The 14,959-nt window shown below is 46.3% G+C and carries 17 protein-coding genes and 1 tRNA gene; 11 read left to right on the forward strand and 7 right to left on the reverse strand.

What is annotated here, in order from left to right; genetic code table 11:
* Nucleotides 1-160 precede the first annotated feature (160 nt).
* From B9G69_RS11835 to B9G69_RS11850, 4 genes are all read left to right on the forward strand, one after another.
* On the forward strand, nucleotides 161-676 hold the full coding sequence (locus tag B9G69_RS11835; protein ID WP_088613933.1) for a hypothetical protein: 516 nt from the start codon (nucleotides 161-163) through the stop codon (nucleotides 674-676).
* Complete coding sequence (locus B9G69_RS11840) at nucleotides 673-1,962, forward strand: NfeD family protein (RefSeq protein WP_088613932.1); 1,290 nt, start codon at nucleotides 673-675, stop codon at nucleotides 1,960-1,962. The genes B9G69_RS11835 and B9G69_RS11840 overlap by 4 nt, the downstream gene beginning before the upstream one ends.
* 5 nt (nucleotides 1,963-1,967) lie before the next feature.
* Nucleotides 1,968-2,717: a slipin family protein gene (locus B9G69_RS11845; protein WP_088613931.1), complete on the forward strand. Its 750-nt coding sequence runs from the start codon at nucleotides 1,968-1,970 to the stop codon at nucleotides 2,715-2,717.
* A gap of 101 nt (nucleotides 2,718-2,818) precedes the next feature.
* On the forward strand, nucleotides 2,819-4,054 hold the full coding sequence (locus B9G69_RS11850) for a SpoIID/LytB domain-containing protein (protein ID WP_254916700.1): 1,236 nt from the start codon (nucleotides 2,819-2,821) through the stop codon (nucleotides 4,052-4,054).
* Here the strand turns inward: B9G69_RS11850 and B9G69_RS11855 are convergent.
* Nucleotides 4,051-4,884, reverse strand: coding sequence for a substrate-binding periplasmic protein (locus B9G69_RS11855; RefSeq protein WP_088613930.1), 834 nt, complete (start codon nucleotides 4,882-4,884; stop codon nucleotides 4,051-4,053). The two genes, B9G69_RS11850 and B9G69_RS11855, sit on opposite strands and share 4 nt — an antisense overlap.
* Before the next feature lie 424 nt (nucleotides 4,885-5,308).
* On the opposite strand from B9G69_RS11855, the gene B9G69_RS11860 reads away from it, so the two are divergent.
* The 5 genes from B9G69_RS11860 (at nucleotide 5,309) to B9G69_RS11880 (ending at nucleotide 9,566) form a co-directional block, all read left to right on the forward strand.
* Nucleotides 5,309-6,085 (forward strand): hypothetical protein, encoded by a 777-nt coding sequence (locus tag B9G69_RS11860; RefSeq protein WP_088613928.1) that lies wholly within the window; start codon nucleotides 5,309-5,311, stop codon nucleotides 6,083-6,085.
* 109 nt (nucleotides 6,086-6,194) lie between these two features.
* Complete coding sequence (locus tag B9G69_RS11865) at nucleotides 6,195-6,902, forward strand: hypothetical protein (protein ID WP_088613927.1); 708 nt, start codon at nucleotides 6,195-6,197, stop codon at nucleotides 6,900-6,902.
* Nucleotides 6,903-7,029: 127 nt separating this feature from the next.
* Nucleotides 7,030-7,908 carry a site-specific tyrosine recombinase gene (locus B9G69_RS11870; protein ID WP_088613926.1) on the forward strand — a complete coding sequence of 293 codons (879 nt, stop codon included), beginning with the start codon at nucleotides 7,030-7,032 and terminating at the stop codon, nucleotides 7,906-7,908.
* Nucleotides 7,909-7,992: 84 nt separating this feature from the next.
* On the forward strand, nucleotides 7,993-9,441 hold the full coding sequence (locus B9G69_RS11875) for an ATP-binding protein (protein WP_088613925.1): 1,449 nt from the start codon (nucleotides 7,993-7,995) through the stop codon (nucleotides 9,439-9,441).
* A gap of 51 nt (nucleotides 9,442-9,492) precedes the next feature.
* A tRNA-Cys gene (locus B9G69_RS11880) sits at nucleotides 9,493-9,566 on the forward strand.
* Between the two features lie 51 nt (nucleotides 9,567-9,617).
* On the opposite strand, the gene B9G69_RS11885 is transcribed toward B9G69_RS11880, so the two are convergent.
* The 4 genes from B9G69_RS11885 to B9G69_RS11900 form a co-directional block, all read right to left on the reverse strand.
* On the reverse strand, nucleotides 9,618-10,010 hold the full coding sequence (locus B9G69_RS11885) for a PaaI family thioesterase (protein ID WP_088613924.1): 393 nt from the start codon (nucleotides 10,008-10,010) through the stop codon (nucleotides 9,618-9,620).
* A gap of 51 nt (nucleotides 10,011-10,061) precedes the next feature.
* Nucleotides 10,062-11,255 (reverse strand): MFS transporter, encoded by a 1,194-nt coding sequence (locus B9G69_RS11890; protein ID WP_141096840.1) that lies wholly within the window; start codon nucleotides 11,253-11,255, stop codon nucleotides 10,062-10,064.
* Between the two features lie 169 nt (nucleotides 11,256-11,424).
* Nucleotides 11,425-11,718 (reverse strand): SemiSWEET family sugar transporter, encoded by a 294-nt coding sequence (locus B9G69_RS11895; protein WP_088613975.1) that lies wholly within the window; start codon nucleotides 11,716-11,718, stop codon nucleotides 11,425-11,427.
* A gap of 18 nt (nucleotides 11,719-11,736) precedes the next feature.
* Entirely contained in the window at nucleotides 11,737-12,453 is a 717-nt protein-coding gene (locus B9G69_RS11900; protein WP_088613922.1) for a DUF4334 domain-containing protein, read from the reverse strand.
* Between B9G69_RS11900 and B9G69_RS11905 the strand changes: the two genes are divergently transcribed.
* Nucleotides 12,452-12,877 carry a hypothetical protein gene (locus B9G69_RS11905; RefSeq protein ID WP_088613921.1) on the forward strand — a complete coding sequence of 142 codons (426 nt, stop codon included), beginning with the start codon at nucleotides 12,452-12,454 and terminating at the stop codon, nucleotides 12,875-12,877. The two genes, B9G69_RS11900 and B9G69_RS11905, sit on opposite strands and share 2 nt — an antisense overlap.
* Nucleotides 12,878-12,898: 21 nt before the next feature.
* On the opposite strand, the gene B9G69_RS11910 is transcribed toward B9G69_RS11905, so the two are convergent.
* The gene (locus B9G69_RS11910; protein ID WP_088613920.1) at nucleotides 12,899-13,507 is read right to left on the reverse strand and encodes an HAD family hydrolase; all 609 of its coding nucleotides are present in this window, start codon (nucleotides 13,505-13,507) and stop codon (nucleotides 12,899-12,901) included.
* 73 nt (nucleotides 13,508-13,580) lie between these two features.
* Nucleotides 13,581-13,919, reverse strand: a complete 339-nt coding sequence (locus tag B9G69_RS11915; RefSeq protein ID WP_088613919.1) for an FKBP-type peptidyl-prolyl cis-trans isomerase — start codon at nucleotides 13,917-13,919, stop codon at nucleotides 13,581-13,583.
* 127 nt (nucleotides 13,920-14,046) lie between these two features.
* On the opposite strand from B9G69_RS11915, the gene B9G69_RS11920 reads away from it, so the two are divergent.
* Nucleotides 14,047-14,928 carry a hypothetical protein gene (locus tag B9G69_RS11920; protein ID WP_088613918.1) on the forward strand — a complete coding sequence of 294 codons (882 nt, stop codon included), beginning with the start codon at nucleotides 14,047-14,049 and terminating at the stop codon, nucleotides 14,926-14,928.
* The last annotated feature ends 31 nt before the right edge of the window (nucleotides 14,929-14,959 follow it).

Here is a 14,959-nt window from a genome sequence, read left to right on the forward strand (position 1 = left end):
TCCCAAAAGGCTCCAAACAGGAGCTTTTTAAGAATGTCATAGGGGGTTCACCGACGGGGATTAAATCTTGGGCAGGTTGCTATGAATCAAAGCTCACAAAGCAGTGCATTAACGCCGGTTTTTATAGTCTAGAAATGGTCGCCGGAGTAAGCTTGCGCCCATGAAGGACTACGTACAATATTTAGAAGAGGTTTTAGGACTGCAAAAGGTCATGCTCAATGACATGAGCCCGGCAAGTGCAGCACCATCAACAGATGCCGTTGTAAAAACCCGATTCTTTACTCAGCAAGGTCCTTACGTTCCCAAAGAAATGGTTCACCGCGAGTTGGTATTCCTAAATATTCTGACTCAGGCTAAAGAAAGTTTCTTCCGTCCCGATGTGCGCGATCTTTTTGATAAGATGAAATCGGCGATGAAAATTCGCAACATTCAAGTTTTAGAATTAGACTGTACGGTGGAAGATCGTTCTTTGTTGCCTTCCGAATTGGCGCAGTTTTGTGAAAGCAAAGTCGTTGTGGTCTTTAGTTCTTTCCCTAAAGATTTGGGGGAAATGATATTTAAAGGTCCCGGCAAGTGGATTGAAACTTACAGTCCTGCTTATTTACTTGAAGATGCGGCGGCTAAGAAAGTCGTCTGGAATGACCTTCAAAAAGTGATGAGGGAGTTGAATCTATGAAGAAACTCTTTGTTCCTGTGCTGCTACTGATGATGTTGTTGCTGGGAGCGAGAGTTTCCTTTGCCGCAAATTGCACGCTGGCGATCACGATCAACGAAGCAATCACCGCATCTACCACAGACTATCTGGAGCGCGCGGAAAAACGGGCGCAAGACAACCAATGTGATTCCATCTTTATTCGTATCAACACCCCTGGTGGTAGCCTGCAAAGCACTCGCCGTATTGTTGAGCGTATGTTGGCATCAAAAACACCTTATCTATGCTTGATCACTCCACGCGGAGGTCATGCGGGCAGTGCAGGCGCAATTATTCTGCAGGCTTGCCACGTGAATGGGGGAGTTGTGGCAACAAACGTGGGCGCTGCCACTCCGATCTTAGGTACCGGTGAAAAAATGCCTGACGATCTTCGTAATAAGATGATCAACGACACAGTCAGCTGGCTAGAAGGTGTGACAAGACTGCGTGGTCGAGATTTAAAATTTTCCAAAGACATCGTGACGGAAGCTAAATCTGTCAGTTCCAGTGAAGCCGTGGAAATGAAAGCCCTGGATATTTTGGCGGAAGATGAATCGGATTTTCTAAAAAAAGCAGAGGGCCGTAAGGTTCTGTTGCAGGGTAATGAAGCCAAGCAAGTTGTTGTCGGTGATCTAAGAGAATTCGCACCGGATACTCGCTATCAGATTTTAAGCTTTATCGCAGACCCTGAGTTTGCGTACTTGTTATTCATGGGGAGCCTGGGTCTGTTGTATGTGGAGCTGACCCATCCAGGATTGGTTGCCCCGGGAGTTATTGGCGGAATCGGTTTGGTGTTTTCTATGATTGCTTTCCACAAGCTTGAAGTGGTGTGGGGCGGACTGGCACTGATTCTTTTGGGAATTGCTTTTTTGATCGCGGAAATCTTTGTTCCAAGTTTTGGTGTCTTGGGCATCGGGGGCTTGGTTGCGCTGTTTGTGGGAAGTGTGTTTTTGTTTGATGCCAGCACTGGATATACATTGCCGTACACGGTCATCTTACCTGTGGTGCTCGCCATCGGCTTAGTGTTTTTTGGCGTGGGTTTCATGGCCTTAAAAACACTGCGCCTGAAATCTCGCGATGCAGATCATGATTTAAAAGAAAACGAAGGTGTCGTGATAAGCACCGATGAAAATGGTCATCGGGGGCAAATTGCGATTATGGGAGAAACTTGGAACTATGTTTCTGAGGATTTCTTGACGGCCGGAGATCGTGTGCATGTCACTGATCGCCAGGGTCTTACCTTGAATGTTAAAAAAAAGAATAAGGAGTAAGTGAAATGGAATTTATGATTATATTGCTGGTAGTCGGCGCGATCATTCTAAGCTCGATGGTTAAAATTTTGAACGAGTGGGACCGCGGTGTGATCTTGCGCTTGGGTAAGGCTGTTGGCGTGCGTGGACCTGGTTTGATCGTTTTGATTCCGTTCGTTGAACGTATGATCAAAGTCGACACTCGTACCATCGCGATGGATGTGAAGCCCCAAGACGTCATCACCAAAGATAACGTTTCTATGCAAGTAAATGCCGTCGTCTACTTTAAAGTCATTTCTCCACTTGAGGCGATCACAAAAATTGAAGACTTTTATTTTGCCACTAGTCAGTTGGCGCAAACGACATTGCGTTCCGTGATGGGGCAGTATCCTTTGGATGACGTGCTTGAACACCGTGATAAAATCAACGGCGCTTTGCAGGGCATCCTAGATAAGCACACGGAGGCGTGGGGTATTAAAGTAACGATGGTTGAAGTGAAGCAAATCGATTTGCCAAAAGAAATGCAAAGAGCGATGGCACGTGAGGCTGAGGCTGAACGTGAGCGCCGCGCCAAAGTTATTTCTGCAGACGGGGAGTTGCAGCGTGCCGAAAAGTTGGCTCACGCCTCTCAAACGCTTTCTAGCTCTCCCTCGGCCTTACAGCTGGCTTATTTGCAGACTCTGACTGAGATTGCAGGAGATAAGACCAATACGGTCATCTTCCCGTTGCCACTAGATTTGGTTAAACCGTTCCTGGATGTGACGAACAAAAACTAGACTTTCATCCTCGCGGGATTGTTTGGTTTAATAGATATGTATCTGCAAGAGGCCTACGGATTGGGCCTCTTTTTTTAACTCTAGGGATGGGGACTGCCTGCGTGAGAATTTTTTGGGCTCTTGTATGTTTTCTAGCGGCGATGACATTAACGATCACCGACGCCCAAGCACAAATTTCCCCTCAAACTTCTGAAGTCTCTCCATCTCTCGTACCCACTGCCGCAAAGGTGGCACCTTCCTACGATAAAGAATTAGTTCGCGTGCGCATTGCAACGCTTTCTAAACGTGTGCAAGTTGCCGGTCTTGGTTTGCGTTTTCAAATTCTTTCTCAGCCCTACCGTCACGTGGCGATTCCCGAAATGGGGCCGGGGACGGCTGAAGTGCGTGTGATGAAAAAAAATGGCAAGAACATCTGGGCCCTTCGTTTAAAGGGGCGCGACAGTGAGCACTTGTTTAAAGAAAAATATCTAATGATCCAAGGCGAGAATTTGCGTGTTGGCGCTCAAAGCTTGCCGTCCCGAATTTTGCTTTCAGCAGGCTCTGGCAATCAAGTGGACGTCGTCGGGGTGTTGCCTTTAGACGAGTACATTGCTGGTGTGATCTCAAGCGAAATGCCAATCAACTGGCCGATTGAAACTTTAAAGGCTCAGGCCGTGGCTGCAAGATCTTATGCCTTGTCTGTGATGGAGGAGCGCTCTGATAAACCCTACCACCTAGAAAGTTCCGTGTTGGATCAGGTTTTCCGTCACATTGCAGACGGTGATGAAAGCGATCCTAAATTGCAAAAGGCGTTAAAGGCGGTTCGTGATACGGCAGGGATTAAGCTTTTTTCTGCTAAAGGTCACGATGTCTTAAAGGCGTATTACCATGCGGACTGCGGCGGACACACGACTCTGGCAAAAAACGTGTGGAGTGGCGGTGTTAATAGCGGTGTGGCGGTTGATAGCTCCTGCCCGACAAATCCCAAAGCAAATTGGACAGTCAAGTTGACTCGTGCCGAGATCGCTGAAAAATTGCAAATGTCTGATGTGACGAAAATCACTTTAGATCGCGCGAATAATGAAACCCGTGTGCGCGGCGTGCGTGTTGCCCTTAACGAAACAGAACAAAGATACATCAGCGCCAACGAATTCCGCCAAGCCTTGGGTTTTTCAGAATTACGCAGCACTTTATTTGAAATGAAACAGCAGGGTGATGAATTCACATTCACTGGTCGTGGATTTGGGCACGGTGTGGGACTGTGTCAGTGGGGCAGTCGCGCCATGGGGCTTAAAGGTCAAAACTTCGTGCAGATTTTAAAACACTATTATCCTGCAGCTCGTATCGCTCGGAATTAATCAATACTGAATGGAATGATGCTGGGAGTGTCGTACGCGTGGTTTTTCGGCGTGCGCGAAAAGATTTGAACTCTCTTTTGCCCTTTGAATCCCACCCATTCCTCTAAAATTTCATTATACTTTGGCGAGACCTTTAACATCGCAAGTCCGATGTCGTATTTTTTCATCAATCCTGACGTATCTTTATGCTTTTTTGAGAAATGCACAAAGATCGCTTCTTCCGAAAGCTCCAAGACCGTGTGAAACTGGTTTTTAAAATCGGGATGATTTTTTAGATAGTAATAATAAACGTATTCGTCGATGGCGACGAAAGACACGCGATTGGACTTTAACATCATCAAAGACGTCAGGTCGCTAGAGGTAAAGATTTTATTGATCTGGGTGTTCTCATCGAACTCTTTCCCAAAGGGGAATTCTGCCGGCAAGGCGACGGATTTACCTTCAAGATCTTTCACCCGATTTGGTTTTTTACGAACTGTGATATTGTTTGCAAGGATCAGCCCTTTGGATTTAAAGAGAGGTTCTTTGGGAAAAACAAAATCGGAATCCATCTCTTTGGAGTGGGCCGAATTAAAGCACGCCACATAGCGACCGGTCGCGGTTTGAGCCTTGCAGCGTGTGTAGGGAACTTGTACGAGTTCAATCGTTTCACCGACGTTTTTAAATGCTGCTCGGACAATATCAATCGACATTCCGACGGCGCGGTTTTCTTTTTTAAATGCAAAGGGAGGCCAAGAATCTTCAACGAGAATTTTGATAGGTTTTGCAGTGGCGGAAGTGCTTGCAAAGAATAGAAAGACTGTCAGGAATAAGTTGAGCGCCAAATGCATAGCTGTTGTTTAACAGGCGCTACTCTTGCGATCATCTTACTTGTATGTAATAGAAAACTAGAAACCCATGAAAACTCGAGCTGCGAACATGAATACAGCGCCGAGAATCAAAACATTAGTAGCAGTGACAGTCATTTTTGCGTCCTTTTTATACGTGATACATCCCATTTCGGTAATGTTAGGGAAAATCTTAAATATTATTTTTGCGTCCAATACTTTTACATGTCTTATTTTTAGATTAAGTGCCGCAATTGCGCCTACCCCTTGGCCCTTAGTCACTCCTGCTTGTTTGTCTCATCCTGAGAAACAGCGGTTTTCTGGCCTTTAATCGATGAGTTAGGCCACTTGCTCGATCTTGGCACGGGCATGGCATTACAGAACCGTGAGGACCCACCTTTGAAACGGGCCCTTGAAAGAGGAAGATATGAACAACAAATTTAACGCTCCAATGATGATCTTGGTGGCCGCAATCGCACTAGCTGGTGTGGGGTGTGGTAATAATAAGATGGCCGTTGCTGAGTCCACAGCTGTTGTGAATACTTCTAATGGCGGCGGAACAGGGACAATTCCAACATCACCTGATGGCTCATCCACGGGTACTGATGGATCAACTAGTTATTCCAATGAAGCGACGTTCACGCCGGTATCTATTAATGAGCTGAATAATTACGTCGGAACTCGCCCCGTAAATAATCCAACAAACTTTAAGCTTAAGATCCAATTGGCTCAAGTCGGCTCCACTGGGAAATACGCAGGTACTGTGAGCTTGTCTTACACAGATTCAGGCGTTCTCTACACGGGTACTTTCACAGCAGGTTCTGGTAAAAACTCGAGCTACTCTGGTTTGAAAGATAACAACACTTATGAAGCTGAATACAACAGATGGTTCACCTCTGGCGGCAAAACGGTCTTCTCTGGTTTTTTCCAAGATCAGTGGGGTGGTGTGGTGCTAGTCGTGGATAACGTTATCAGCCAAGGTGATGCACAAGGTGGTACGATCGTAACGGGTTCTTTGTACTATAAGAACTTTGCACAATCCTACGCAACTCAATCGCCTTACAGAAGATGCTGGTTCATCTATGACGGTCCCTATAACTGCCGCTCGGGCTCAGTGATCAATAAATCCGCTGTAGCTCCGAATGATGGATACATCAAACTTGGTACATTCTCCGGAGTGTCGAAGGCAGCAGCTTTCCAGTAATAGATTATTAACCTAAAACTCTCCGGTTCTGCCGGAGACGAAACTTTTAAGAGCGATCTAATAAAGGTAATCCCCTTACGGGGCTTACAGTAAAACGAGGAGTAACTTTATGGAAAATTCTAATTATAAAAGAATTAATTTTCCGACATTGATCATGCAGCTGATAGCGATGCTTGCCATTTCGGCATTCATGGCTGCTTGTGGTGATAATGGCGGTGGCGGTACAGCGGGCAATGTCTATGCAAATGGCCAAGGCTTCGTGCAAGCAACGCAAATGGGTTCTGTACAAAGTGTGAATCCTATGAACAGCGTTTCAATGGCGTTGAATGTGATCGTGGATAGTGGTGTGAACAACACTTACAACACGTATAATAATGGTTATTACAATAACGGTTATTATAATACGGGCTACTATAACAACGGCTATTATAATGGAAGCGCGACAACGCCGATCAGTGGCACTGCAACGAATATCGCCGGTTACTCCAATCTTGGAACAAACTTGAATCTTTATAATGGTCCGGTGGCTTTCCAAGGGACTATGGTTGTTGGTACAAACTGGTATGACCTTTACGGTTCTGGCTGTCAGGTTCCTCCAGGCACGTACACAGTCGATACTATTACGACCGGTACAATGGGCTCTGGTGGATTGATGTCGACAGTGAGAGTGGTTGCGAACCCAGGTAACATCATCATGGAAATCAACGGCGGTATGATCAATGGCAACCGTTTGGTCGCTTTGCCCCCAGGTGGTATCCACGTAGCGCAAGCTAACGGTATCAATTGCAGCCCCGTGTTTGGCGGCTCGTTCAACTAGGTCGTTCTGTTTCAGATATATATCAAAAAATGCCTTTCACTGACCTCGCAGTGAAGGGCATTTTTTATTTTAAATCGTGACATAATATCTCTTGCGCTTGGTCTAAAGTCTGGTTCTAATATTCACTATGGAACTACCTCTTTGGATCGACTTCTTTGATGAACTACAAAATGTGCGTGGACGTTCCCAAAATACGGTGATGGCTTATCGTCGTGATCTGGAACTCTATATCGAGTATCGCAAAACCCACAACAATGTGACTGGCTTTTATGAGTTTATGAAAAAGAATAAACTCTCCACTCGCTCTCAGGCGCGGGTGATTTCGTCACTTCGTACTTACTTCAAATTTTGTGAAACTCGTGGTCACAACAGCCCTGAACTTCGTGAACTTCGCCCACCCAAGGTCAAAGTGGGACTTCCTAAAGTTTTAACTCCGCAGGAATTTCAGCAGCTATTCGATGCCGCAGAGGTGACTGATCCAGTGAAGACAGCACGCAATCAACTCACGTTGTTGTTTTTGTACGGTTTGGGGTGCCGTGTTTCTGAGTTGATCGCATTGAATGTGACAGACTTTAATCAAACAGATCGTTGGATCAAGGTTTTGGGGAAAGGCAGCAAGGAGCGTTTGGTTCCTTTGACTGAAAAATTAGCGGACACGTTGACGACTTACCTTCGTGAACATCGTTCCGTTTTGATGAAGGACACCACGCCTTCTATCTTGATCAATGATCGTGGGCATCGTCCGTCCCGCGTGGATGTGTGGAGATGGCTTGCCAGCTGGTCGACACGTGCGGGCTTCGCTGAACCCGTTAATCCTCATCGCTTCCGTCATGGTTGTGCGACGGCTTTGCTGGAAAGTGGCGCGGACCTTCGTTCGATCCAAATGTTGTTAGGTCACGCAAGCATCCAGACAACTCAGATATATACGAATGTGACGACGAACACGATGACTCGCACAATCGAGGAGCACCATCCACTTTCGCAAATGGCAGAAGTGGAAAAGTAATCCGACCTTCGGTTTTAAATTGAAGCGAGATGTCTAAAAAAGCCCACCGCAGTTGTGGGCTTTTTTTTGCTCTGTCGCAGGCTCATGAAAATAAAATCCCTTATTCGCGAAAATGAGATTCTTGTTCCGGTCGAAGTCGAAATCAATTTCACCGCGGGTCTTCCGCAAATTCAATTTTTAGGTCTGCCGGACCAGGGCATTCGCGAAAGTATTCACAGAATCAAAAGTGCCATTCGTGCCCAGGGTTTTGAATTTCCCAAGGCGCAACAGGTCTTGGTAAATCTTCGTCCGAATCATTTAAAAAAATCGTCTCGGGGGCTGGAGCTCGCAGTGGCATTGGGAATTTTGTGGGAGTCAGAGCAGCTGGCAAAACCAGCGGACTCCATAATGGTGTACGGGGAGTTGGGATTACTTGGTGAAGTTTTTGAGCCCGAAGATCTAACCACTGATTTTGAGCCTGACGGAAATGTCTTAGTATGGACGGGGCAGTCTCAGAATACTAAAGCGGTTTTCGATCGAAGGGTGATGAGTTGTTTGCAGGATATTCGTGAGCCGGTCGAGATCGCAGCCGTTCCCCGAGAATTCGAAGTGCGCAGACCCCATGGTGACCTTAACCTTCAGTTTCCGGAAAGGCAGGCACGGCTTCTGGAAGTTATCGCTTTGGGCGAGCACTCGGTCTTACTCGCGGGGCCCGCGGGCTCCGGCAAAAGCACCATCGCACGAACTTTGTCGGCGCTCTTAAGCGCTCCCACTCAGGATGACATGCATACAATTTCAAAAAATAATCGGGGCGGCAGCGAGGCCCCTCTTCGCTGGCGTCCCGTGGTGCACCCCCATCATTCTACCACCGCTCTTGGGTTGATTGGTGGGGGTATTCCACCTTTTAAGGGGGAAATCACTCGCGCTCACAAAGGTGTGATGATTTTAGATGAACTCTTAGAGTTCAACGTGCGTGCGCAGGAAGCTTTGCGTGAACCCATGGAGGAGGCGATGATTCGCATTCGTCGCGGCCGTTATGTGGAGGAATTTCCCGCTGAGACCTTAATGATCGCGACCACGAACCTGTGCCCGTGTGGTGATTGGGTGCCAAAATCGAAAGTCGTCTGTGGCAGATCTTTAAAAAAGTGCCAGTCTTATATGGAAAGACTTTCGGGACCCTTGGTGGATCGCTTTCATATCACTTTCTTCACCCAAAAACGGGAGCAGGGGGCTTCAGTGTCGGGCGAGGAATTGCTAGCCCGCCTTGAATCCTGTCGCATGTTTAGGGCTCGTTTGGCGCTAAAAGATGCCCGCTTTAAAAAACTTGCCAGCCGTTGGAATTACGAGGAGCTGATCGCCGATTTACCTAGCTTTTACATGAAAGAACTTTTCCCCAAGGAGATTTCCAGCCGTCGCCGCGAACTCGCAACGCTGCGAGTCGCAAGAACCATGGCCGACCTCGAGCAGGCCGAAAGGCTTCAACCGCACCATGTAGAGAGTGCATTAAAAATGACCTACGAACCAGTTGAGGCACTTAAAAGGCTCGGTTGCTAGGAATATATTGACTAAAAACACCTATTTAACTAGATTGGCGTCTCACTCTGGGGTGATGTGGCCGAGTGGCTAGGCTCAGCTCTGCAAAAGCTGCTACAGCGGTTCAAGTCCGCTCGTCACCTCCAAATTTAAAAAATCCAAAACCCGCTTAGCGAAAACTAGGCGGGTTTTTTCTTTTAGCGGCGGTACTTGAACGATCCTTGGCCTGACGCGATCAGTGCGCCGTCGTCGGCATAGACTTCGGCTTCGGAGAAGAAGATGTTTTTTCCACCGCCAATTTTTTTCGCCTTGGCGTGCAGTGTTCCTTGCTTGGTGCTTGAGACGAAATTCACATTTAAAGTAATCGTTACCCCATGCACTTCCGGAGAACCGGGCGGAGAATAGAATCCAGCATAGCTGCAGGCGGCGTCCACTAAAGTTGAAACGACTCCACCTTGTAGTGCGCCCTGGCGATTCATGTGCCAAGTTTGAATCGGCATTTCAAATTCAGCAGCCCCCTCCGACCACTTTATGAGCTTGATACCCATATGTTCCAAGAAGGGATTGTTAGGCTGTGAAATCTGTGTCATTGGATCCTCCGCAACTGTTATTTTTCCTGAAAACCAGAGGTATGGCAATTTTCAAAACTCGCGTTTTTTTAAAATGAAATTACCCAAAGTGTTCTTATTCTTAAGGCAATAGGTATACGCACAGCCAAAGCTTATAACCGCAATGGCGATGATATAAATGATACCCCCATATTTGGAATTAAAGTGGTCATAGACCGAAAAACTAACCAGATAAGCTGTGCCGCCCACGATCCCTGTCGCGACATTATAGGCCACTCCGTAAATCGTATACCGATGGCCCGGGTGAATGTGATCACAGATCAGCATCACAAAGGGACCAAAACATGCAGTCGCAATTAAACTGATCCCTACCGAGAAAAAGAAAATGAAAAACCACGAGGTCGAGAAAGGATTGATGTGTCCACCTTCAGCAAACACTTCAAATCCGTAAAAAAGAGGAAGTAGAAAAAATATCCCCGCAATCAATCCCCACACAGAGACCTTATATGCCCCCACGCGATCGGCAAGAGCTCCCCACATTGCATAAGTGGGAGCATAGAGAATTGTTGAGTATGCGATGATGTGGTTTGCGGTGAGCGGATCTATTTTTAAAAGAGATTTTAAAAAGAAACCTTTAATGTTAACTCCGCTGATGGCGATCGAGCCAATCGCGGTGGCCATTAGCAAATAAAATATGACATTCTTTTTTTCCGCTGTGGTCCACGCCGAGGGAACCTCTTTATGGGGAGTTCCCATATCAGCTTCGACTTTGATTAAAAGTTTATTGAGTTGCCACCAAACGGGGAACATAAATGCGCTATAGATAAATGCAACTCTCCATCCATTATTCAGAAAGTTCACTTCACCGATAATCATTCGCGATATAATCGTGACTGCGATTGCAAACAGATAGCCTGCAGGAACAGAAGTTTGAAACAAGCCCGTATACAAACCTCTATTCTGGGTGGGAGCTGTTTCGTAAATGATCACACTTAAGATAGGATAGCAGCCGCCGAGGGCGAAACCTTGCACAACTCTTAAGATATAATACGACCAGTGTTCGCTGTCAGGTATCAAACAAACTAAACAAGAGGACGTGGCGATTAAAAGCACACTCCAACGAAGCCCCCGCAGACGACTTTGCCTGTCCGCTACAGATCCCAGGAAGTAGGCTCCCACGGGTCTTACGATGAAACCAATCAGATAGGAAGACATCGAAAATAGAAATGAGGAGGGAAGCGACTTGGAAAATTCAGTTAACAACATTCCTGGTAAATAAAAGGAATAGAAGGTGAAAAGGTTCAGCAAAGATGCATAGGACAAGACGTCCTGTATTCTTCGATGCGGCACAAGCCTCCTGGAGCTTTTTAGTCACTCTAAATGGCTTGCAGTCCAAAGTATTGGTTATTTGTCGAAGGCTGCCTTAATGCAAAAATCAAAGCAACTGACGTAGCATTGAGGTTTCGTGGGACTCGTTACCAAACTTCCATTTAAGGGCCAGGATTGTCAGATTCAATGCTAAAGTTACGGCATTGGTAATGATGATGGCGAGCTCTTCTTGGAGGACGCCGAATAATATCCACAATGCGGCTCCGACGCTGAGTGAAAGAAACATTTTGTAGGAAACATCCTTAGCTGATTTGGTATTCCAGATTTTAAGGGCTTGAGGCACACCACACAGACTGGTGAACGCTCCCGCTATCAGCCCCAATATAGTTACTTGATCCATAAAATAAATCCTGTTCAATTAAAGTTCTATTTCGAGAGAAAGGTCATCTCTTTCAAGAATAAAGGCATAAGGTTTTTGAGAACCTTTTAAATCCATAATTCCCAAGAGGTGTTTTTCATCTAATTTTGCAAAGTGGTCGATGATGGGTTTTGCATCATAAATCATCGATGCGGTTAATTTACCACGATACTGGATTAATCTTGTGCGGGCCTTGGGTGTTTTGGTTTGTATAACTGGTTTCGCAAGACTTACAAATTGCTGCAAACTTTTCGAGCGCGGCACATACTCGCTGATGCACAGAGGAACCAAAAGAGGGTCGATCGCAAATACAGACTGTTTGTCGTGGGAATAGAAAAGTAAAGGATGCACATCATTGGTGTCTTTAAATAGTTTCCCGTACCAACCCGAATTTTCAAGCAGACCGTCAAGGGGATGCTCGGTTTTAACTTCAAATCCCTTCCATCGACCGTTTAAAAAATCTAAGTCCGCTGGAGGAAGTGAATCGAATAAAGCCAAAATTTCCTCGGTCGTCGCTATTTTATCAAGCAGGATCTGTTCTGAAGTTTTCACGGTAAGCCTCCCCAGCACAGTGCCATTAAAATAGAACGAGAGAGGTTTTTCCACCGAGACCGACAACAAACAAAAACAAAAGAGGTCATTTAAATCAGATGCGGTATAAATTTGTCTAAAACAGGATGTGACAAAGAGTGAATTGTAATGAACAATTTTAAACATGAAATACGCAGCCCTTATTTTGATGTGCTCATTTTCCTGCTCAGCCTTCGCTAAAGGCGACTACAAATCTCATTGTTTTACGCAGCCATGTTTTATCGAAGGTGATTTCGATGGCGATGGCATGAAAGATCGTGCCGAATTAGTCGAGGCCGATCATAAGAAGGGTATCGAGTTCACTCTGCATTCTGGGAAGACCGTGGTCGTCGGAGCTGGAAATAAAATCGGCAAAGGTCGCGAAGATTTCTTGTGGATGGATAAATGGGAACTTCACAAAAAGGAAACGAAAATCGAAAAGCCAAATAAGAAAGCTGCAAAACCTCCAACTCCCAAAGGCGACAGCCTTTTGGTGGCACAAGAATGGAAGTCTTCGGCTATCATCTATTGGAATGGCAAAAAGTTCGACTGGTACCAATTAGAAAACTAAAATCGCATGAAACGCAAAAGCCTATTTCTGAGCGTGGGTGAGGGCGTAAGCTTCATCGACCATCAAGACATTCATGCCGGCGGATTGGGCTGCTTGCATTCCTAGAATGGCGTCTTCAAAAACCAAGCAGTCTGAGGGTGCGATGCTAAGCTTGTTAGCGGCCATCAGGAAACAGTCGGGTGCGGGCTTGCCATTGGTGTAGTCCTCGGCACAAACAAGCAGATCAAAATAAGGTTGTAGACCCAATTGATTCATTGTCAATTCGACGATTTTGCGGCGAGAACCGGTCACGATGGCCATGGGAATTTGACGGTGATAGTGTCTAATCACGTTCATCACAGAAGCAATTGTCGTGACTTCGTGTAAAGACGACAGATAGTGCACTTCTTTCTCAGCCAAGAACTGCTGGGGATCGATCGTGGCATTGTGAAGCTCATTCATCATCTCCACAATTCGCAGAGTTGGGCGGCCCGCCCAGGCCTGATGTTGTTCTCGGCTTAGCGACAAATTATATTTTGCCAAGGCCTTGTTCCATGCGCCTAAATGCGCTGGCATCGTGTCGGCAATTGTGCCGTCAAAGTCGAACAACAGGGCTTTAAATTCATGCTGGGGAAAAAATGATTTCAACATACAGCGATCCTAACACAAGTTCGTAAAGTCTGCCAGCGACCTTCAGGAAACTAGAGGGACTTATACTTGAGAATTACTCGCGCGGGCGGGATTCTAGAAGCTCTATTTCAAAGATCAAATCAGAGTGGGGCGGAATCTTTCCCATCGAGCGCTCCCCATAGGCCAAAGGGGCAGGAATGTGGATTTTGCGTCGGCCTCCGACCTTCATGCCTAAAATTCCCTGGCTCATACCTTGAATGACTTTTTTCGACCCGACCACGAATTCAAAGGGACGCCCATGGTTATAGGAGGAGTCAAACACCGTTCCATCGGTCAATGTGCCAGTATAGTGAATAAATACCAAGGCGCCTTTGCTGGCCAATTCGCCGCTGCCTGTATTGTAGTCGGTAATGGTGACTTCTAAGGTACTCATAGGTGCAACTTAAACGTAAAGGGCCCCTCTGTCACGACCTCATGCTCTGAATAAACTCTAATATAAACAAATGTCCTTTACTTGGAGCTAAATTCCGGACAATTCTGCGCGCAAGGAGTATCTTTTAATGAAATCTGCGGCCGCTAGGATCAGCAAGGGATTGTCTCTTGATACATTAGAGCGCATCCGTCAAGTGACTCAGCTTTCTGAAAGTCAGTGGCAGGATTTGTTGCAGGTCACTTGGTGGGATTACACCTTGATTCGCACGGGAGAACGCAAGCTCTCGGAAAGCTCCTTATTTCGACTGTCCAGTCATATTCAATGTGCTCCCGAGCAAATTATTTCCGGTCACATCGACTTTCACGGTTTGCAAATTCTGACTGATAAAGAAAGCTCTTGGCAGATGCCAGAAGCTTATTCCTATGCGATGTATGGTCGACGTCGTACGACGATCACAACATTTGAGTACATCGAACGGTACCATGGCTGGAAGATGCGCATGGATGTCTTAAGGCACCTTGGGCTGAGCGAAGCGATGTTGCAAGATCCATTTGCGCCAATTAGCATGCGCGTGATCACCGATGCGTTGGAGTATTTATCCAAACGTGGCTTTAAAGACCGGGACTTCTTCGCGATGGGTCTTTACACCTACATCGGAAACTCCCAGACAATTTTAGGTCAGCATTACGGCCAGATGGCTAATCCCAAAGAAGTCATCGCTCATATGTGGAGCGACTGTTTGAAATTTTACGAACAAAATTGCCGCTACCGCTTCTTAAAATTAAATGATCAAGGGGCGGTCATCGAAGTCGTTTCGGAAAAGCATGTTGCGGAAGAAATGGGCGTCAAACATTTGGGAAACCAGCACGTTTGCCAATTAAAGGCGGGGATGATGGCTTCTGCACCGATGTATTTATGGCAGGCACCCGCGAAAACGACAGAGATATGTTGTGCGCATAAAGGTGCTCAAGCCTGTGTATTTGAAATTAGCTTTGCATCTCTTGTTTAGAACCCTTGCCTCTGCGCAATGTAACAGTCAG

The sequence above is a fragment of the Bdellovibrio sp. SKB1291214 genome (assembly GCF_002209355.2).
Taxonomy (GTDB): domain Bacteria; phylum Bdellovibrionota; class Bdellovibrionia; order Bdellovibrionales; family Bdellovibrionaceae; genus Bdellovibrio.